Raw genomic sequence first — 20,074 nt, 5'->3', positions numbered from 1 at the left:
CGCCCGCCCCGTGCCCCGTCCTCCGCCCCTTGCGCCCCTCGTCCGCGTCCGCCGCCGGGGTCCGTCCGCGTCCCCGTCGGGCGGAGCTGTCGGCGCCTCCGGTTAGCCTCTGTGGGTGTCCCCGCGCCTCACCGACCCGGAACAGCTCAAGGAGCTCCTCGGGATCCCGTTCACCCCGGAGCAGACGGCCTGCATCACCGCGCCGCCCGCCCCGCAGGTGATCGTGGCCGGGGCCGGCTCGGGCAAGACGACGGTGATGGCCGCCCGGGTGGTGTGGCTGGTCGGGACCGGGCAGGTCGCCCCCGAACAGGTCCTCGGCCTCACCTTCACCAACAAGGCGGCCGGTGAGCTCGCCGAGCGCGTCCGCAAGGCCCTCGTCGCCGCCGGGATCACCGACCCGGAGACCATCGACCCGGACAACCCCCCCGGCGAACCCGGCATCTCCACCTACCACGCCTTCGCCGGACGGCTGCTCACCGACCACGGGCTGCGGATCGGACTCGAACCCACCACCCGCCTCCTGGCCGACGCCACCCGCTACCAGCTCGCCGCCCGGGTCCTGCGCGAGGCCCCCGGCCCCTACCCCGCCCTCACCCGGTCCTTCCCCACCCTCGTCAGCGACCTGCTGGCCCTGGACGCCGAACTCGCCGAGCACCTCGTACGCCCCGAACAGCTCGCCCGGTACGACACCGGGCTGCTCCGGGAACTCGCCACGGCCAAGCTCACCAACGCCGACCTGCGCAAGATCCCCGAGACCGCCGAGGCCCGCCGCGAACTGCTCGAACTGACCCGGCGCTACCGCGAGGCCAAGCGCAGCCGGGACCTGATCGACTTCGGTGACCAGATCGCCCTCTCCGCCGAGCTGGCCCTCACCCGGCCCGAGGTCGGCGCGCTGCTGCGCGAGGAGTTCCGGGTCGTCCTGCTCGACGAGTACCAGGACACCTCCGTCGCCCAGCGGCTGCTGCTCTCCGCCCTCTTCGGCAGCGGCCCCGACGGCGGCACCGGACACGCCGTCACCGCCGTCGGCGACCCCTGCCAGGCGATCTACGGCTGGCGCGGTGCGTCCGTCGCCAACCTCGACGACTTCCCCCGCCACTTCCCGCACGCCGACGGCACCCCCGCCACCCGCTACTCCCTCAGCGAGAACCGGCGCAGCGGCGGCCGGCTCCTCCACCTCGCCAACGGCCTCGCCGACCCCCTGCGCGCCATGCACGAGGGCGTCGAGGCACTGCGCCCCGCCCCCGGCGCCGAACGGGACGGCACGGTCCGGTGCGCCCTGCTGCGTACGCACGCGGAGGAGATCGACTGGCTCGGCGACAGCCTCGCCCACCTCGTGCGCACCGGTACACCGCCCGGCGAGATCGCCGTCCTGTGCCGGACCGCCGGAGACTTCCCCCGCATCCAGGCCGCGCTCGTCGCCCGCGACATCCCGGTCGAGGTCGTCGGCCTGTCCGGGCTGCTGCACCTCCCCGAGGTCGCCGACCTCGTCGCCGTCTGCGAGGTCCTCCAGGACCCGGGGGCCAACGCCTCCCTGGTCCGGCTGCTCATCGGCCCGCGCTGGCGGATCGGCCCCCGCGACCTCGCCCTGCTCGGACGGCGCGCCCGGCTCCTCGTCCACCGGACCGGGCAGGGCGACGGCGCCGACCCCGACCGCCGGCTGGCGGAGGCCGTCGAGGGCACCGACCCGGCCGAGGTCATCTCCCTCGCGGACGCCCTCGACACCTTCCTGGACTCCGGCGGCCACGAGGACGACCAGCTGCCCTTCTCCACCGAGGCCCGGGTGCGGTACGCCCGCCTCGCCACCGAGCTGCGGGAGCTGCGCCGTTCGCTGGCCGACCCGCTCATGGACGTACTCCACCGGGTCCTCGCCGCCACCGGCCTCGAGGTGGAACTCTCCGCCTCGCCGCAGGCCCTGGCCGCCCGGCGCCGCGAGACCCTCGGCAACTTCCTGGACGTCGCGGCCGGGTTCGCCGCCGTCGACAAGGAGGCGTCCCTGCTCGCCTTCCTCGCCTTCCTGCGCACCGCCGCCCAGTACGAGAAGGGCCTCGACAACGCCCTGCCCGGCGGCGAGAACACCGTCAAGGTCCTCACCGCGCACAAGTCCAAGGGCCTGGAGTGGGACGTGGTCGCCGTCCCCGGGCTGGTCACCGGCCAGTTCCCCAGCACCCGGCCCAGGGACGCCTGGACCTCGCAGTCCAAGGTGCTGCCGCACGCCCTGCGCGGAGACGCCCCGACCCTCCCGGCCGTCGGCTCCTGGGACGCCAAGGGCCTCAAGGCGTTCAAGGACGCGATGAAGGCCCACCAGCACACCGAGGAACTGCGCCTGGGGTACGTCACCTTCACCCGCCCGCGCCGGCTGCTCCTCGGCTCCGGGCACTGGTGGGGGCCCACCCAGAAGAAACCGCACGGCCCGTCCGCCTTCCTGGACGCGCTGTACGAGCACTGCGCGGCCGGATACGGGGAGATCGAGGTCTGGGCGGACGAGCCGGAACCGGACGAGGAGAACCCCGCACTCCGGGAACAGGAGGCGGAGCAGGCCTGGCCCCTCCCGCTGGACGAGCGCGCCCTGGCCCGCCGCCGGGCCGCCCGCGACACGGTGCTGGCCCACCTGGAGGCACTGTCGGCCGCCCCGGCACCCGGCGCGTACGGGACACCGGACCGGCCGGCGGCCCGGCGGCCACCGCACGACGCCGCCCTGCCGCACGACGGGGAGCCGCCTCTGTACGACGAGGAGCCGCCCTACGACGAGGAGGAGCCTCCGCCCTACGACGAGGAACCCCCGTACGGCGAACCTGTGTACGACGAACCTCCGTACGACGGACTGCCGGGCGACGGACTGCCGGGTCACGTGGAGCCGCTCCGCGACGAGGAGCCGTCCCACGGAGAGGGTGAGCCCCACGGAGAGGGTGAGCCCCACGGCGGGGGGACCCCGTACGGCCACGACGCGCCCGCGGGCGGTCCCGCACGCCCGCGCGTGCCCGCCGCCCGGGCGCCCGTCGAGGAGGCGGGAGCCCTCACCGCGGGGACGGCCGCCGCGCCGGACGGGGCGGGACTCCCGTCGGACGGGCCGGACCTCACCCCGGAGGAGCTGCGGACCCTCGCCTCCTGGGACCGTGACCTCGACGCCCTCGCCGGTGAGCTGCGCCGCGCCCGCGCGGCCGTGCACGACGTCGTCGTACCCGCCTCGCTCTCCGCCACCCAGCTGCTGCACCTCGCCGACGACCCCGACGGCTTCGCGCGCGAGCTGGCCCGCCCCATGCCCAAGCCGCCGCAGCCCGCGGCCCGCCGGGGGACCCGCTTCCACGCCTGGGTGGAATCCCGGTTCGAGGAGCTGCCGCTGCCCATGCTCGGCCCGGACGAGCTGCCCGGGGGCGACGACACGGAGATCGCCGACGAACGCGACCTCGCCGAGCTCAAGGAGGCCTTCGAGCGCACGGCGTACGCCCGGCGCACTCCCTATCGGGTGGAAACCCCGTTCCAGATCATCCTCGCGGGCCGGGTGATCCGCGGCCGTATCGACGCGGTGTACCGCACCGGGGACACCTACGAGATCGTCGACTGGAAGACCACCCGGCACCGCACGGCCGACCCGCTCCAGCTCGCCGTCTACCGCCTGGCCTGGGCCGAACTCCACCACCTGGACCCGGAGGCGGTCACCGCGACCTTCCTCTACGTACGCACCGGCGAGACCGTCCGCCCGGCCCGGCTGCCGGGGCGGGCGGAGCTGGAGAGGCTCCTGCTGGACGAGCCACCTCCGCGGGGCCGATAGGCTCGAAGCATGAGCGACACCCCGGACAGCGCCGTCCGTCTGTACACCGAGCAGCACCGCGAGGCATTCCTCGACAGCCTCGCGGAGTGGCTCCGCATCCCGTCCGTCTCGGCCCAGCCCGAGCACGAGAAGGACGTACGGCGCAGTGCCGAGTGGCTCTCCGCCGAGCTGTCGGAGACCGGCTTCCCGGTCACCGAGATCTGGGAGACGCCCGGCGCACCTGCGGTCTTCGCCGAGTGGCCCTCCGCCGATCCGGACGCGCCCGTCGTCCTCGTCTACGGCCACCACGACGTGCAGCCCGCCGCCCGCGAGGACGGCTGGCACAGCGACCCCTTCGAGCCCGTCGTACGCGAGGGCCGGATGTACGGGCGGGGCGCGGCCGACGACAAGGGCCAGGTGCTCTTCCACACCCTGGGAGTGCGCGCCCATCTCGCGGCCACCGGCCGTACCACCCCCGCCGTGCACCTCAAACTGCTGATCGAGGGCGAGGAGGAGTCCGGCTCCCCGCATTTCCGCGCGCTGGTCGAACAGCGGGCCGGCAGGCTCCGCGCCGACGCCGTGATCGTCTCGGACACCGGCATGTGGGACGAGGACACCCCCACCGTCTGCACCGGCATGCGCGGCCTCGCCGAGTGCGAGATCGAACTGCGCGGGCCCGCCCACGACATCCACTCGGGGTCGTTCGGCGGGGCCGTCCCCAACCCGGCGACCGTCCTGGCCCGGCTGGTCGCCGCCCTCCACGACGACGACGGCGGAGTCGCCGTCCCCGGCTTCTACGACGACGTGGCCGAACTCACCGACGCCGAACGGGCCCTCTTCGCCCGGCTGCCCTTCGACGAGGCCGCCTGGCTGCGCACCGCGGCCTCCGGGGCCACCGCGGGGGAGAAGGGCTACTCCACCCTGGAACGCGTCTGGGCCCGCCCCACCGCCGAGGTCAACGGCATCGGCGGCGGCTACCAGGGCGCCGGCAGCAAGACGGTCGTCCCCTCGTCGGCGCTGGCCAAGATCAGTTTCCGGCTCGTCGCGGGCCAGGACCCGGACCGTGTCCAGGACCTCGTACGCGCCTGGGCCGAGGCCCGGATCCCCGCGGGCATCCGCCACCGGATCACCTTCTCCCCGGCCACCCGCCCCTGCCTGACCCCGCTGGACCACCCCGCCCTCCAGGCGGTGACCCGCGCCATGGGCCGTGCCTTCGGCAAGGAGATCCTCTTCACCCGTGAGGGCGGCTCCGGCCCCGCCGCCGACCTCCAGGACGTACTCGGCGCCCCGGTCCTCTTCCTGGGCGTCTCCGTACCGTCCGACGGCTGGCACGGCCCCGACGAGAAGGCCGAGACCGGTCTCCTCCTCAAAGGTGCGGAGACCGCCGCCCACCTCTGGGGTGAGCTGGCCACGGCACTCCGCTGAATCTCTGAACACCCGATCCACCCCCGGGGGAGTAGGAAGCACCTGTGAGCACCTTCGACAACGCCACCGCAGACCGTCCCATCGGTCTCACCGCGCCCAGCGGCATCGACCGCGCCGCGCACCACCGGCTCGACGAGGCCTGGCTCGCCGCGGCCTGGAGCCACCCGACGACCCGGGTCTTCGTCGTGTCCGGAGGCCAGGCGCTGATCGACGACACCCCGGACGGCGGCACGGAACTCCTCATGACGCCCGCCTTCGAGGCGCCGATGACCGAGACGCACCGCTACTTCCTGGGCACCGACGAGAAAGGCGTGCGCTACTTCGCGCTCCAGAAGGACGCGCTGCCCGGCCGCATGGACCAGTCGGCGCGCCCCGCCGGGCTGCGCGAGGCCGGAATGCTCCTCAGCGCCCGTGACTCGGCCCTGATGGCGCACGCCGTCGCCCTGGAGAACTGGCAGCGGCTGCACCGCTTCTGCTCACGCTGCGGCGAGCGGACCGTCATCGCGGCGGCCGGCCACATCCGCCGCTGCCCCGCCTGCGGCGCGGAGCACTACCCGCGGACCGACCCCGCCGTGATCATGCTGGTCACGGACGGCCAGGACCGCGCCCTGCTGGGCCGCCAGGTGCACTGGCCCGAGGGCCGCTTCTCGACCCTCGCCGGCTTCGTCGAGCCGGGGGAGTCCATCGAGCAGGCGGTGGCCCGCGAGGTCTTCGAGGAGGCCGGTATCACCGTCTCCGAGGTCGAGTACGTCGCCAGTCAGCCCTGGCCGTTCCCGTCCAGTCTCATGCTGGGCTTCATGGCCCGCGCGGAGACGGAGGAGATCAACGTGGACGGCGAGGAGATCGAGGAGGCCCGCTGGTTCTCCCGTGAGGAACTCGCCGAGGCCTTCGAGTCGGGCGAGATCCTGCCGCCCTTCGGCCTCTCCATCGCGGCCCGGCTGGTCGAGCTCTGGTACGGCAAGCCGCTCCCGGCCCGGTCGGGACGCCCGGTCTGAGACGGCATGTCCGGACCGGGGCCGGTCTCTTTGGCCGCCTGCCGCGGTGCCTCCTGCCCGGGCCGGTCCCTCCGGCCGCCCGCTGCGGTATCTCCGACCGCCCGCTGCGGTGCCTCCGGCCGCCCGTTGCGGGCCGGCACCTCCGGCCGCCCGCCGCGGACCGTGCCCGGGGCGTCTCCCGCCGGGGGCGGCAAAGACCACCGACGGACCGCTGATACACAGAACCCCCGGCCGGCGCGGGACCCGGGGGTCCCGTGCCGGCCGGGGGCCGTGGTGCGAGCGGGGTCAGACGCCGAGCGCCTGCTTCACCTGTGCCAGGCTCGGGTTCGTCATGACGACCTCGGCGCCCCCGCCGGCGGGGACCACCTGAACCGTGGGCACTGTCTGGTTTCCGCCGTTCGCCTTCTCGACGAAAGCCGCCGACGCGGGGTCCTGTTCGATGTTGACCTCGGTGTACGGGATGCCTTCGCGGTCCATCTGGCCCTTGAGCCGGCGGCAGTAGCCGCACCACGTGGTGCTGTACATCGTCACAGTGCCCGGCATGTCGTCGGTGCTCCTTGTCTCGTCCGTCCGGCCCGGAGGCGGACAGCCCGGTCCCGTGCGTTCCCGCAGGGAGGAAGTAGTCGTTCCCGTATCAGGAAACGTACGTGACCCCACCGCCATTCCCGTACCGGCGCCCCACCGGTACGACGAACGCCGGTCCCTGTGGACAACCTCCGCGCCCGCCCCCGGCGACCTGGCAGCATGGCGGGGTGACAGCAGCAACGCATTCCACCCTCTTCCCCCGGGTCCCCGAGTCCGCCGACGCCGTGCTGGACGGCCTCGACCCGGAACAGCGCGAGGTCGCGCTGGCCGTCAACGGGCCCGTGTGCGTGCTGGCCGGAGCGGGGACGGGCAAGACGCGGGCGATCACCCACCGCATCGCCTACGGGGTGCGCGCCGGGATCCTCCAGCCGACGACCGTGCTCGCCGTCACGTTCACCAACCGCGCGGCGGGCGAGATGCGCGGCCGTCTCCGGCAGCTCGGCGCGACCGGCGTCCAGGCGCGCACCTTCCACTCCGCCGCCCTGCGCCAGCTCCAGTACTTCTGGCCGAAAGCAGTCGGTGGTGAGCTGCCCCGGCTGCTGGAGCGCAAGGTCCAGCTGGTCGCCGAGGCGGCCGCCCGCTGCGGTATCCGCCTCGACAGGAACGAGCTGCGGGACGCCACCAGCGAGATCGAGTGGGCCAAGGTCACCCAGACCGTGCCCGCCGACTATCCGGCGGCGGTCGCCAAGACCCTGCGCGACGCCCCGCGCGACCCCGCCGAGCTGGCACAGATCTACTCCACGTACGAGCAGTTGAAACGCGACCGGTCGGTGATCGACTTCGAGGACGTCCTGCTGCTCACCGTCGGCATCCTCCAGGACCGGCACGACATCGCCGACCATGTGCGCCGGCAGTACCAGCACTTCGTCGTGGACGAGTACCAGGACGTCAGCCCGCTCCAGCAGCGCCTGCTCGACCTCTGGCTGGGGGACCGGGACGATCTCTGCGTCGTCGGCGACGCGAGTCAGACGATCTACTCCTTCACCGGGGCCACCCCCGAACACCTGCTGAACTTCCGCACCCGCCACCCACAGGCCACGGTCGTCAAACTGGTGCGGGACTACCGCTCCACACCCCAGGTGGTCCACCTGGCGAACGGACTGCTGAGCCAGGCCCACGGCCGGGCGGCCGAGCACCGGCTGGAGCTGGTCTCGCAGCGCGACAAGGGCCCGGAACCCGTCTACACGGAGTACCAGGACGAGCCCGCGGAGGCGGAGGGCACCGCCCGCAGGATCCGTGACCTGATCGCCGCCGGGGTGCCGGCCGGTGAGATCGCGGTGCTGTTCCGGGTCAATTCCCAGTCCGAGGTGTACGAGCAGGCACTCGCGGACGCCGGGGTGCCCTACCAGCTGCGTGGCGCGGAACGGTTCTTCGACCGGGCGGAGGTGCGCGAGGCCGGCGTGGCGCTCCGCGGGGCCGCCCGCGCCGGAGGCAACGACCCCCTGCTCGACGGGGCCGACGACCTGCCGGCGGAAGTCCGGGCGGTGCTCTCGACCAAGGGCTGGACCACCACACCGCCCACCGGCTCCGGCGCGGCACGGGACCGCTGGGAGTCGCTCGCCGCGCTGGTGCGGCTGGCCGAGGACTTCGAGCGGGCGAAGCCGGGCGCCACGCTCTCCGACCTGGTGGCGGAGCTCGACGAACGGGCGGCGGCCCAGCACGCCCCGACGGTCCAGGGCGTCACCCTCGCCTCGCTGCACTCGGCGAAGGGGCTGGAATGGGACGCCGTGTTCCTGGTCGGGATGACCGAGGGCATGATGCCGATCGCGTACGCCAGGACGGACGAGCAGGTCGAGGAGGAACGCCGGCTGCTGTACGTCGGGGTCACCCGGGCCCGGTTCCATCTCTCGCTCTCGTGGGCGCTGTCCCGTTCCCCCGGTGGGCGCTCCAGCCGTAGGCCGACCCGGTTCCTGAACGGCCTGCGGCCCGGCTCCACCGCCCTCGGCACCCGGGGTGGCACCGGGGGAGGGGGCGGGATCGACCGCGGCACCGCCGCCGGACGCGGTACGGCCGGCGGCGGCCGGGAGGACCGCCCCCGCCGGCGCGGCCCCGTGCGCTGCCGGGTCTGCGGCAGGACCCTCACCGGCGCCGGGGAGATGAAACTGATGCGCTGCGAGGACTGTCCCTCGGACATGGACGAGGGGCTGTACGAGCGGCTGCGGGAGTGGCGGGCGGCGCGGGCGCAGGAGACCAGGCAGCCCGCCTGGTGCGTCTTCACCGACAAGACCCTGATGGCGATCGCGGAGGCGGCGCCGGACACGGAGTCGGAACTGGTCGTCATCCCGGGCGTCGGCAACCGGAAGCTGACCCGGTTCGGGGCCGACGTTCTGGCGATCTGCGCAGGTCGGACGGTAGGTGACGAGGATCCGGGCGGTGGGCTGGACGGGTGAGGAAAACTCGTCGGAAAAATAGTTTGCGCCCGCAGCGGCAATCACCATAGGTTCTTAACCACGGGAACAGCGACTTCTCTGAAGCCCTGACTCCGTGCTGTACTTATCCGAATACCGCAGGACCGGCCCGCCGGTCCCCCGAGACGCCGAGAGGAGGCGATTGAAGTGATCAGCATCATCAACACCATCAAAATGACCGATCTCTCGGTCGTCTCCACCTGCTCACTCGACGTCGCGCGTTCCTCGGAAATCTCGCTCCGTGGCACCGGTGTGTCCGGCATCTCCGCCGTCAGCCCGCTGCCTCTGGCCTCCCTTCCCGTGCGGGAGCGCAATGAGCGACCGACCCAGGCACCGGCGGCAGCAGTAGCGAAGGCACAGGCGCAGGCCTATGCCTTTGCGGCAGCCGGTGCCGGAGCCGCCAAGAAGCAGATGACGCAGCACCACCACACGATGTGGGCCTTCCGTGGGCCTGAACCCTGGAGTGATCCAGCCTGATCAGTCAGGCCGGCGCCTTCAGGGCCGCGGAACCCCACTCGGGATCCGCGGCCCTTTTGTTTTGTCCGAACGGACGAGACGTGACGAAGGAGCCTCGGGACAGCAGGACCTGGTACCAGCCGCCAACCGGCCAACAGGCCGGCACGACCAGACGAGGACAACGACCCCGTGCCCATCGAGACGCACGCCCCGTCCGTACCGCCTTCCGACACGATCTCCCCGCCCGGCCTCACGGAGGACTCCACCTTGATCCCCCTCACCGCGCTCACCGCGCTCGACGACGCCATCGAGAACCTCGGTGTGCCCGTCCCCTGCCGCTCCTACGACCCGGAGGTCTTCTTCGCCGAGTCGCCGGCCGACGTCGAGTACGCCAAGTCCCTCTGCCGGACCTGCCCGCTCGTCGAGGCATGCCTCGCCGGCGCCAAGGAGCGGCGCGAGCCGTGGGGCGTCTGGGGCGGCGAACTCTTCGTCCAGGGCGTCGTCGTAGCCCGGAAGCGGCCGCGTGGCCGTCCGCGCAAGAACCCGGTCGCAGCGTGACCGCCGGCCTGGGGGTCATGTCCCCCTCGCGAGACAAGCGCCTCGGAAGTATCGATCGTCCCCAGACCCATGACCCGCGAAATCGAGCTCTCATGACCACGCCCACGAAGGAGCCCGTCGGCTCCGCGACACCGGACGTCACCATCATCGGCGCGAACGACTCGCGTCAGAACAGGACCCGCGAAATGCAACTCATTCCAGAAGCCCTGGCGCGTGCGCATATGCACGACCGCCTGAGGGAAGCCGAGTCGGACCGCCAGGCCATGCGTCTGGTGGCGGCCCGGCGGATGCAGCGCAGGGCGGAGCGCGCCTCGATGCGTGCCCGCCGAGCCCTCGCCATGGCGGTCATGCACTGAGGAGATGCCCGACGGCGTGGGGAGGGCCCCGGCAGGAACCGTGCCGGATGCTCCCTGAGCCGAAAAGGCCACCGCTCCCACCGCCCGCACGGTGAAACGCCCGTACCACGCACCACCTGTACCACGCACCACCTGCACTGCCCGCACCACCTGCTTCACAGTCGCCGGGGCAACCGCTCTGTCCCGGCGGCCACCCACCCCACACCGCGGGGCCGGTCCGACGGACCGGCCCCGCGGTGCGTTCCCGCGGAGAGGCGATCCTGTGGTGGACGGCGCCGGAGCGGCGTCCCGACGACGGGCGTGTGAGCGGCGGACGGGCGGGCGAGCGGCGGCGGACGGATGGACGAGCGGCGGTCGGACAACCACCGGCAGGCGGAACGGAACTGATCAGCCGACAGGCGGTCGGATGCGGACGGTCGGATGCCGGACGGTCGGACGCCGGACACCAGACGGTCGGACGCCGGATGATCGGATGGCGGGTGATCGCGGCCGGGGCGCTGCTGTGCGGACCGTCGTGGCGCTCAGGGGTCAGATATCGGCCGGAGTTCCCTCCTCCCTCTCCGGGTCGAGGACGAAGCCCGGTAGCCAGGACTCGAGTTCCCCGCGAAGCCTGACGGTCGCGCCCAGCTGGCACAGCACCCCGATGGTGCTCAAGGTGACCCGGTGTATCAGCAGGTAGGAGGGAGGCAGATTCAGTTGCTTGCCCAGCTGATGCGCCGGTGAACGGAGATCGGCGATCCGAGCCGCCTGGGAACGCAGCCAGGACCGGGTGAAGGTGAACTCCTCGGTCTGCGCGGGCTCGATGACCGGCAGGAGGTAACCGAGCACGGCGTCCGGGTCGAGATCGATGGACTCCTTGACGAAGCCCTCCTCGCGGAGCATCTCGTAGACCGCCTGGGCCTCGCCGTCCAGAGTCATCCGGAGCGCTTCGCCGATGGGGCGGGGAAGCCCGCCCGGCACTCGGTCCACGGTGCCGAAGTCGAGGACACCCAATCGCCATTCGCCCCCCGGCTCGGCCGCCGTGGCCACGCCACCACCGATGTCCCGGTCGTCCGGAGCATCCGAGGCGCCCAGGGCCTCGTCCCTCTCCTCGTCCGGCGCCGCAGGGGGCAGCAACCGGAAGTTGCCGGGGTGGGGGTCCGCGTGGAGCAGGCCGGTGCGGGCAGGGCCCGAGAAGAGGAACCGGGCGAGCAACTGCCCCGCGCGGTCCCGCTGTTCCGGAGTGCCGTCGGCGATCACCTCCGACAGCGGTATCCCCTCCATCCACTCGGTGACCAGCACCTGCTCGCACTGGTGCACCACCCCGGGGACCACCACGTCGGGGTCGCCCGCGAACTCCGTCGCGTGCACCTGCTGGGCGTGGGCCTCCAAGGCGTAATCGAGTTCCTCCGAGACGCGGTCCCGCAACTCCGTGATGAGCGGTTTGACATCCATCCCAGGGATGAGCGGACCGAGCAGCCGTGCGAATACGCCGAGTTGGGCCAGGTCGGAAAGCAGTGCCTCACCGGCACCCGGATACTGCACCTTCACCGCGACATCGCGACCGTCGTGCCAGACGGCACGGTGGACCTGGCCGATCGACGCGGCGGCCGAAGGACTCTCCTCGAACTCGATGAACAGTTCCCGCCAGTCCTCCCCGAGCCGCTCGGCCAGCACCTTGTGCACGGTGCGGGCGGGCATCGGCGGGGCGGCCTCCTGGAGCTTGGTCAGCGCCGCGCGGTAGGGGCCGGCGAGATCCTCCGGCAGAGCCGACTCGAAGACGGACAGAGCCTGCCCGAACTTCATCGCCCCGCCCTTCAGTTCACCGAGCACCTTGAAGAGCTGCTCCGCCGTGCGTTGCTGGACCTCACGGGCCACGATCTCCGCGGACCTCCCGCCGATCCGTTTGCCCAGGCCCCAGGTGGCGCGGCCGGCGAAGCCGAGCGGCAGCGCGGCCAGCTTCGCGGTGCGGGTGACCGCCTTGCGGGGAAGATCAGACATGTGCCCCTCCAGTTCACAGACTGCCGTGCCGCGCGTGCATCTCGCCCTGCTCCGCCGGCAGCGGTCACCCGGCCATTGTGTCCCGAGCCGCACCCGACGTGGAGGTGAGCTCTCCCTCAGTCTGCCCACCGGCGCCACAGGCACAGTTGACATGGGGCCCGAGCCGCTCCGTACGCCACTCCAGGAGGGGCAGGGCCGCCTCCCACCGGGCCCCTGTGCTGGCCGGCAGTTCGCCGTCCAGGAAGCACAGCGCGTGCGCCGCGGCGAGCCCGGCCACCGCCGTCGCCAGCCCCAGGTCACAGGCCGGTACCGCGGCGCGCCGACGGCCCGACTTCCACTGCGCCAGCATCCGGGGCCACTGCGGATCGCGATCCGCCCGGTGCAGGGCCAGACAGCCCGCACAGCCGGTTCCGCCGGGAAGCACCAGCGGGCCGACCACCCCGGTGGCCTCGATCACGCCGGCGTAGAGGTGAGGGGTGCCCGAGGCGATCCAGGACGCCGACGCGTCCGGCTCGGGGGCGTACACCGAGAGACCGTCCCTGGGGGCGAGTACGACGAGGGACAACGGCGCCTCTTCCGCCGGGCGGGCTCCGGTCGCGCCGTCCGCCCCGGCCGTCCTGCGCGGACCTCCCACCGCGGAGCGCCGGACCAACTGCCGGGCCGAGACGTCCCGCCGCTCCCCGACCGCAGAGGCGGGAAGTCCCCCCGGAGCGACGTCCCACGGCTCCGTGCGGCCTCCGTCGAGCACATCGACATGGCCCACTCCCGACGCGGAGAGCACGGACGCGATCACCGCACCGACCCGGCCGGCGCCCCTGACCTGGACCCTCATCGCGCCCCGCGCCGCAAGTCTGCGCAGTCCGCCGCCGGGTGAGGGATGGACGACGGAGAGCGACGCCGCGTCGGAACGCTGCCGGTCCAGGACCTCGGCCCGCCGGCGTAACGCCGCGGCCTCCGGGCCGCCCGCCTCCGGATCGTCCAACAGCCCCGCCGCCGCCAGCCGTGCCACCAGGATGTCGACATGGCGATCCGACAGGTCCAGAGCTCTGGCCTCTTCCCGCAGCAGAGGCATGCCCCGTGTTCCGTCGAGCAGTTCGAGGAAACTCCCCGTGGCGATATCCATCGGGCCCAACGTCACGGCGTGCGCGGGGGTCACACCGAATTGCACGGTGTTCCGCCCGCGCCAGGCCCGGCGCAGTGCGGGCTTGAGCATCGGATGCATGACTTCTCCCCGGTCGTGGTGTCCAGATCCGTTGCCAGAATGCAACGCGAGGGGAGATACGTGCCGAAAGTTATCCACAGGGGCGGGCATTAATCGTTCAAATGGCGCGGGAAGAGAAGTCGATCAACCCGGACCGTGGGCGGGGCGGGACTTCCCGCTCTCCCGGAGGGTAACGTCGGGGCGTGCCCGCCGACCCCTCATTCGGCCTCGCCGGGGAGACCCCCGAGCGCAGCGCCGTGCGCCCACGACACAGCGCGGCGGCCCACCGGCCCCGCGCCACGGTGACGGGCGCGGTGGAGGTCCGCAGAAGCTCCCGGCGCTCCCGGACGGTCTCCGCCTACCGGGAAGGCGACCGCACCGTCGTACTGATCCCCGCCCGGATGTCCGAGGCGGAGGAGCAGCGCTGGGTCGGGGTGATGCTCGACAAGCTCGCCGCCCAGGAGAGCAAGCGCGTGATCGGGGACGGTGAGCTCGCCGAGCGGGCGGAGCGGCTGTCCGGCCAGTACCTTCAGGGCCGGGCCCGGCCCGCGTCGGTGCGCTGGGTGACCAACCAGAACACCCGCTGGGGGTCCTGCACCCCGGCCGAGGGCAGCATCCGCCTCTCGCACCGGCTGCAGGGCATGCCGGAGTACGTCGTCGACTACGTGCTCCTCCACGAGCTGGCCCACCTGCTGGTGCCGGGCCACGGCCCCCGGTTCTGGCGCCTGCTGGAGCCGTACCCCCGCACCGAGCGGGCGCGCGGCTACCTCGAGGGAGTCGTCGCGGCGGACCGGCTGCCGCAGCTGCCCGCCTCGCGTGACGAGTGAGCGCGCGGTGGTTGTGTACCGGGTCTGTACCGGCTTGGCCCGGCGGCGCGGTTTGCGGTTAGCCTGACGCGACGTATTCACCTTCGGGATGGGGGACGGTCGTTACGCATGGCCAGGGAATTTCAACGGGGCCACAAGGCCAAGATCAGTGATCTGACGGCTGGGACGGATCTGTACGTAGGTGTGCAGATCAATGCCCCGGGCCTGACGTTCGACATCAGCTGCTTCGGTCTCGACGCCAATGAGCAGTTGTCCGACGACCGGTATTTCATCTTCTTCAATCAGCCGAAGTCACCTGAGGAGTCCATTCAGCTTCTCGGCGCCCAGGCCGGTGACACCGAGTCCTTCCGCGTCACCCTCGACCGCATTCCGGCGGACATCCACAAGCTGTCGTTCACCGCGACGATCGACGGCGCGGGACAGATGTCGCAGGTCGGGCCCGGATACATCCGGATCGTCGCGGGCGGCGAGGAAGTGGTGAAGTACTCCTTCACCGGCTCGGAGTTCACCACCGAGCGCGCGGTCATGCTCGGCGACTTCTACCTCAAGGACGTCTGGCGGTTCGCCGCGGTCGGCCAGGGTTTCGACGGCGGACTGGAGGCCCTGCTGCGCAACTTCGGCGGCGAGGTCGCCGCGGAGGAGCCCGCACCGCAACAGGCAGCCGTCCCCTCGTTCGCACCCCCGGCCCAGGCGGCGCCCCCGGCCTTCGGCGCACCGGCGGCCGCTCCCCAGCCCCCGCAGCCCGCGCCGGGATTCGGCGCCCCGGCCGCCCCCGGCCCGTACCAGCAGCCGCAGCCGGTGCACGCCGCGCCCACGATCGCCGCACCGATGCCGCCTCAGGCACCGGCCGCGCCCCAGGCCCCGATGGCCCCTCAGCCTCCGATGGCCCCCCAGGCCCCGATGGTCCCCCAGGCCCCCCAGCCTCCGATGGCCCCCCAGGCTCCCGGCCCGTACGGACAGCCGCTCCAGCAGCCGCAGTTCGGACAGGTCCCGGGACAGGGCGCCCCGCCCGCGGCACCCCCGTTCGTACAGCAGCCTCCCGCGCCGTTCGGCCAGCAGCCCCCTGCGCAGTTCGGCGGGCAGCCGCACGGCGTGCCCCAGGGCGTACCGCAGGCGGGCGCGGGCCTGCGGGCCGCGCTGCAGCCGTACAAGGAGGCCGCCACCGGGCAGCGCTGGACCTCGCAGAACCAGCAGCTCATGCGGGCCGACCTCACCATGGGCGGCACCCCGGTCCTGGCCCGCCAGGGCAGCATGGTGATGTACCAGGGCAAGGTCGACTTCGGCTACAAGGGAGCCGGTTTCACGGGACGGATGGTCGGCAACGCCACCGGCCAGGAGATGCAGCTGATGCGCTGCACCGGCCGCGGCCAGGTATTCCTCGCCGATGAGGGATCGCATCTGCACCCCATCGAGCTGCAGGGCGACGGCATCTGCGTCTCCGCGGAGAACGTCCTCGCCTTCGACGAGTCACTGCAGTACGAGGTGCGCCGCATCGAGGGCCACGGGATCCCCGGCGGCGCGCTGTTCACCATGCAGTTCCAGGGGACCGGCACCGTCGTCGTCAAGACCCACGGCGTACCGGTCGTCCTCCCCGTCACCCCCACCACCTTCGCCGACTGCAACGCGGTGGTGGCCTGGTCCTCGGCGTCCCAGGTGATCATCTCCAGCCAGGTACGGCTGCGCCGCAACGCCTACCCCGGACACAGCGGTGAGACCGTGAACCTCCAGTTCCGGGGAGCGCCCGGAAACTTCATCGTCGTCCAGCCCTACGAGGTCTGAGGGAGCCCGTCATGAACCAGCAACTCGCGGGCTTCGCCCCGACCCCCGTCACGGCCCGGATGGAGAACCACGGCCGTACGATGCTCAAGGTCGCCATGGCCACCGGCCAGGACCTCTACGCACGTACCGGTTCGATGGTGGCCTACGAGGGTTTCATCCAGTACGAGCCCAATCCGCCGGCCGTCCGCCAGATCGCCTCGCAGTGGATCACCGGTGAGGGCGCGCCCCTCATGAAGTGCGCCGGCGACGGGCTTCTCTACCTCGCCGACTACGGCGCCGACGTGGTCGTCATCAACCTGGACAACGACTCGCTGTCGGTCAACGGCACCAACCTCCTCGCCCTCGACAGCCACCTCAGCTGGGGGGTCGAGCGCGTCAAGGGCCTCGCCAAGTTCGCCGGCCAGGGCCTGTGGAACGTCAGCATCCAGGGCACCGGCTGGGTGGCCATCACCTCACGCGGTACACCGATCGTCGTCGACTGCGGCCGCGGAGAGGACGAGACGTACGTCGACCCCGACGCCCTCGTCGCCTGGTCCCCGAACCTCAAGGTGAAGGGGAAGCGCAGCTTCAAGGCGAGCTCCCTCATCGGACGGGGCAGCGGCGAGGCCTACCAGATGGCGTTCTCCGGCCAGGGGATCGTCGTGGTCCAGCCGAGCGAGGACAGCACCGACCGCCTGCGCGTCCGGCACTGAGCGGGGGAGGAAACACCATGCAGAGTCCACTTTTCAGCCACACCGAGCAGCAGTCGATGGACCGCTACACGGTCCAGAACCCGCAGATGCTGCGGGTCTCGCTGACCGGTCACGACGACGTGCTGGCCCGCAAGGGCGCCATGGTCGCCTACCAGGGGCTCATGGAGTTCGACGGCGAGTACCAGTCGCACTCGCAGCGCAACGCCCGCCGGCGCACCGGCGAGGGCCTCGACCTCATGCGCTGCTCCGGCCAGGGCACGGTCTACCTCGCGAACCTCGCCCAGTACATCCATGTGGTCGACGTCGACCACGAGGGCATGACGGTCGACAGCGCGTACGTCCTGGCCCTGGACTCCTCGCTGCACACCGAGGTCATCGCCGTGGACAGCCAGTACGGGATCTCCGGGACCGGCAAGTACCAGCTCAACATCTCCGGCACCGGCAAGGTCGCCCTGATGACCTCGGGCCAACCGCTGATGATGCAGGTGACGCCGGAGAAGTACGTGAACGCCGACGCCGACGCCGTCGTCGCCTGGTCGAGCGGGCTGCGGGTGCAGATGCAGGCGCAGACCCACTCCTCCGGGGTGTTCCGGCGCCGTGGCGACACGGGCGAGGGCTGGGAGCTGAGTTTCCTCGGCCAGGGCTTCGCGCTCGTCCAGCCGAGCGAGGTCATGCCGCCGCAGAACGCCCAGATCGGCCAGGGCGCGGCAGCCCAGTTCGGCATGGGCCAGCACGGCTCCCACGGTCAGAACCAGAACAACTCCTGGAACTGAGGCCCTCCGGACCGCCCGGCCCCCGGAACGAGCCGCCCGGCTCCCGGCATGAGCAGCCAGGCCCCCGGCACGAGCCGCCCGGGGCGGACGGATCCGGCCGGGGCGTTCTCCGTGTACATGCGGAGACCGCCCCGCCCGGGACCGGTGCCATGGGCCGCAAGGGCCCGCCGTCAGCCGGCGGGCCCGGAGCCCGGGTCACACCCCGGGCAGAGCCCCCAGCCGGGCCAGGGTCCCTTCCACCAGACGTACGACGGAGGTGTCCGCGACCTCGGACACCCGGTCGTAGGGGAACCAGCGCAGTTCCAGCGACTCGTCGCTGATCCGCTCGGTGGCGCCCGGCGGAACCGTCGCCGCGTACTGCACGTCGAGGTGCCATTCGCACGGGGCGGGAACGGGATGCCGGTCCAGCCGCACCGGACCGCCGGGCAGCAGGGTCAGCCCGGTGATCCCCGACTCCTCCGCGGCCTCCCGCAGAGCGGCCGTGGCCAGAGCCGTGTCACCGGGCTCGCAGTGGCCGCCCATCTGCAGCCACATCCGCAGCTTCCTGTGCAGTGTCAGCAGGACCCGGCCGCCCTCGGGGTCGATCACCAGCGCGCTCGCCGTGAGGTGCCCGCCCCCGCATGCCTTCCACATCCCGTCGGGACGGGCGGCCAGATGGTCCAGATACGTCTGCCGCAGTTCCCGTTGCCGCGGGTCCTCCACCTCGTACCCTTTGAGGACGAGGACGGCGTCGTCGTGCAGGGTCACCGGCCGTCGTCGTCCTTGCCGTCGTCCCCGGGGGCCGAAGGCCCGTCCCCGGGCTCCTTCCCGTCCTGCGTCCGGCGGCCCTCCGCGGCCTCACCGAGCATCTTGTCCAGCTCCGAGAAGTCCAGCTGCTCGTGGTGCACGAAGCCGTCCGGGTCGTCCAGGTCACGCGCGGTCGGCAGCATGTCCGGGTGCTCCCACAGACCGTCCCGGCCGTCGACGCCCCGGGCGTCCGTGAGCGAGGCCCACAGCCGGGAGGCGTCCCGCAGCCGGCGCGGCCGGAGCTGGAGCCCGATCAGGGTGGCGAAGGTCTGCTCGGCGGGACCGCCGGACGCCCGGCGCCGCCGCATCGTCTCCCGCAGCGCGTCCGCCGAGGTCAGCCTGCTCTTCGCGGCCTCGTGCACCACGGCGTCCACCCAGCCCTCGACCAGGGCGAGGGCGGTCTCCAGGCGGGCCAGCGACGCCTTCTGCTCCGGCGTGTCCTCCGGCTGGAACATGCCCTGCTGAAGAGCGTCCTGCAACTGCTCGGGCTGCGACGGGTCGAACTGACCGACCACGTCCTCCAGCTTGCTCGTGTCGACCTTGATGCCGCGCGCGTACGCCTCGACCGCGCCGAAGAGGTGCGAGCGCAGCCACGGCACATGGGCGAAGAGCCGCTGGTGGGCGGCCTCACGCAGCGCCAGGTACAGCCGCACCTCGTCCTGCGGAACGCTGAGGTCCTTGCCGAACCGCTCGACGTTCAGCGGGAGCAGTGCCGCCTTGCCGGCCGGACCCAGCGGCAGCCCGATGTCCGTCGAGCCGACGACCTCGCCGGCGAGCACACCCACGGCCTGCCCGATCTGCTGACCGAACATGGCGCCGCCCATCGACCGCATCATGCCGATCAGCGGACCCGCCATGGCCTGCATCTCCTCGGGCAGCACATCGCCCATGGCCAGGCCGACCCGCTCCGCGACCGGGTCCACCAGCTGCTGCCAGGCGGGCAGCGACGCCTCGACCCACTCCGCGCGGCTCCAGGCCACCGCCGAGACCGAACCGGAGGGCAGGGAGGTCACCCCGTCCAGCCACAGATCGGCGAGACGGAGCGCCTCGTCGACCGCGGACCGCTCCGACGGGCCGACACTGGCGTCCTTGCTGCCGTCCGGCGTGCCCTGGGACACGGTCTGGCGGGCGATCTGCTTGGCCATGTCCCAGTTGACGGGACCGCCCTCGTAACTCAGCATCTGGCCGAGCTGCTGGAAGGCCGCCCCCAGGTCGTTCGGGTTCATGGAACCGAACATCGCCGCGAACGGGTTGTCCCCGCCCGCGCCGGGTCCGAAGCCGAACGGGTTCGCCGGCCCGCCCGAGCCCTGCCCACCTCCGGTGGGGTCCTTCTTCTTGCCCTCGTCGCCGTCTCCCGGCTCCTCCGGCGGAAGGCCGAATCCGAATGGGGTGTCACTCACGGGTTTCCTCGGCTCGTAGGGCCGCCGGCTGGAACCGACGGCGGCTGCCCGACATCACCATCCAGCGTAGACACCTGAAGCCGCTCAGGGCCTCGGTGCTCCGCC

Annotated in this window: 16 protein-coding genes; 11 read left to right on the top strand and 5 right to left on the bottom strand. The window is 72.2% G+C overall.

Going from position 1 to position 20,074, the window contains the following annotated elements; genetic code table 11:
* Nucleotides 1-115 precede the first annotated feature (115 nt).
* Genes CP967_RS11045 through nudC form a run of 3 tightly spaced genes read left to right on the top strand, consistent with a single transcriptional unit; the run spans nt 116 to nt 6,168 of the window.
* Nucleotides 116-3,769 carry an ATP-dependent helicase gene (locus CP967_RS11045; RefSeq protein ID WP_150487817.1) on the top strand — a complete coding sequence of 1,218 codons (3,654 nt, stop codon included), beginning with the start codon at nt 116-118 and terminating at the stop codon, nt 3,767-3,769.
* A 9-nt stretch (nt 3,770-3,778) separates the two neighbouring features.
* Nucleotides 3,779-5,173 carry a dipeptidase gene (locus tag CP967_RS11040; protein WP_150487816.1) on the top strand — a complete coding sequence of 465 codons (1,395 nt, stop codon included), beginning with the start codon at nt 3,779-3,781 and terminating at the stop codon, nt 5,171-5,173.
* A 44-nt stretch (nt 5,174-5,217) separates the two neighbouring features.
* Complete coding sequence (gene nudC / locus CP967_RS11035) at nt 5,218-6,168, top strand: NAD(+) diphosphatase (RefSeq protein ID WP_150487815.1); 951 nt, start codon at nt 5,218-5,220, stop codon at nt 6,166-6,168.
* Nucleotides 6,169-6,453: 285 nt separating this feature from the next.
* Here nudC and CP967_RS11030 read toward each other — a convergent pair whose 3' ends face one another.
* Entirely contained in the window at nt 6,454-6,711 is a 258-nt protein-coding gene (locus tag CP967_RS11030; RefSeq protein WP_150487814.1) for a mycoredoxin, read from the bottom strand.
* Nucleotides 6,712-6,920: 209 nt separating this feature from the next.
* Between CP967_RS11030 and CP967_RS11025 the strand changes: the two genes are divergently transcribed.
* The 4 genes from CP967_RS11025 (at nt 6,921) to CP967_RS11010 (ending at nt 10,531) form a co-directional block, all read left to right on the top strand.
* Nucleotides 6,921-9,143: an ATP-dependent DNA helicase UvrD2 gene (locus CP967_RS11025; RefSeq protein WP_150487813.1), complete on the top strand. Its 2,223-nt coding sequence runs from the start codon at nt 6,921-6,923 to the stop codon at nt 9,141-9,143.
* Between the two features lie 165 nt (nt 9,144-9,308).
* Entirely contained in the window at nt 9,309-9,638 is a 330-nt protein-coding gene (locus CP967_RS11020) for a hypothetical protein (RefSeq protein WP_150487812.1), read from the top strand.
* 168 nt (nt 9,639-9,806) lie between these two features.
* Nucleotides 9,807-10,175 (top strand): WhiB family transcriptional regulator, encoded by a 369-nt coding sequence (locus CP967_RS11015; RefSeq protein WP_150487811.1) that lies wholly within the window; start codon nt 9,807-9,809, stop codon nt 10,173-10,175.
* Nucleotides 10,172-10,531 carry a hypothetical protein gene (locus tag CP967_RS11010; protein WP_150487810.1) on the top strand — a complete coding sequence of 120 codons (360 nt, stop codon included), beginning with the start codon at nt 10,172-10,174 and terminating at the stop codon, nt 10,529-10,531. The genes CP967_RS11015 and CP967_RS11010 overlap by 4 nt, the downstream gene beginning before the upstream one ends.
* A gap of 528 nt (nt 10,532-11,059) precedes the next feature.
* Here CP967_RS11010 and CP967_RS11005 read toward each other — a convergent pair.
* A complete protein-coding gene (locus CP967_RS11005) occupies nt 11,060-12,511 on the bottom strand; it encodes an ABC1 kinase family protein (protein ID WP_150487809.1) in 1,452 nt (483 codons plus the stop codon).
* 64 nt (nt 12,512-12,575) lie between these two features.
* The gene (locus CP967_RS11000; protein ID WP_150487808.1) at nt 12,576-13,733 is read right to left on the bottom strand and encodes a ThiF family adenylyltransferase; all 1,158 of its coding nucleotides are present in this window, start codon (nt 13,731-13,733) and stop codon (nt 12,576-12,578) included.
* A gap of 182 nt (nt 13,734-13,915) precedes the next feature.
* Here CP967_RS11000 and CP967_RS10995 point away from each other — a divergent pair, with 182 nt between their 5' ends.
* The 4 genes from CP967_RS10995 (at nt 13,916) to CP967_RS10980 (ending at nt 17,783) form a co-directional block, all read left to right on the top strand.
* Entirely contained in the window at nt 13,916-14,539 is a 624-nt protein-coding gene (locus tag CP967_RS10995; RefSeq protein ID WP_150487807.1) for a M48 metallopeptidase family protein, read from the top strand.
* Between the two features lie 108 nt (nt 14,540-14,647).
* A complete protein-coding gene (locus CP967_RS10990) occupies nt 14,648-16,318 on the top strand; it encodes a TerD family protein (RefSeq protein WP_150487806.1) in 1,671 nt (556 codons plus the stop codon).
* An 11-nt stretch (nt 16,319-16,329) separates the two neighbouring features.
* The gene (locus CP967_RS10985; protein ID WP_150487805.1) at nt 16,330-17,010 is read left to right on the top strand and encodes an AIM24 family protein; all 681 of its coding nucleotides are present in this window, start codon (nt 16,330-16,332) and stop codon (nt 17,008-17,010) included.
* Nucleotides 17,011-17,027: 17 nt separating this feature from the next.
* Nucleotides 17,028-17,783 (top strand): AIM24 family protein, encoded by a 756-nt coding sequence (locus tag CP967_RS10980; RefSeq protein ID WP_150487804.1) that lies wholly within the window; start codon nt 17,028-17,030, stop codon nt 17,781-17,783.
* 195 nt (nt 17,784-17,978) lie between these two features.
* Here the strand turns inward: CP967_RS10980 and CP967_RS10975 are convergent, their stop codons facing one another.
* Together CP967_RS10975 and CP967_RS10970 are read right to left on the bottom strand one after the other, a co-directional pair.
* Nucleotides 17,979-18,530 (bottom strand): NUDIX hydrolase, encoded by a 552-nt coding sequence (locus CP967_RS10975; RefSeq protein WP_150487803.1) that lies wholly within the window; start codon nt 18,528-18,530, stop codon nt 17,979-17,981.
* Nucleotides 18,527-19,969: a zinc-dependent metalloprotease gene (locus tag CP967_RS10970; RefSeq protein ID WP_150487802.1), complete on the bottom strand. Its 1,443-nt coding sequence runs from the start codon at nt 19,967-19,969 to the stop codon at nt 18,527-18,529. Before CP967_RS10970 ends, CP967_RS10975 begins: the two co-directional genes overlap by 4 nt.
* Nucleotides 19,970-20,074 lie beyond the last annotated feature (105 nt).

It is taken from the genome of Streptomyces nitrosporeus, assembly GCF_008704555.1.
In the GTDB taxonomy this organism is placed as follows: domain Bacteria; phylum Actinomycetota; class Actinomycetes; order Streptomycetales; family Streptomycetaceae; genus Streptomyces; species Streptomyces nitrosporeus.
The sequence above is the reverse complement of the archived record's forward strand: the minus strand, read 5'-3'. Positions and strand labels throughout refer to the sequence as shown.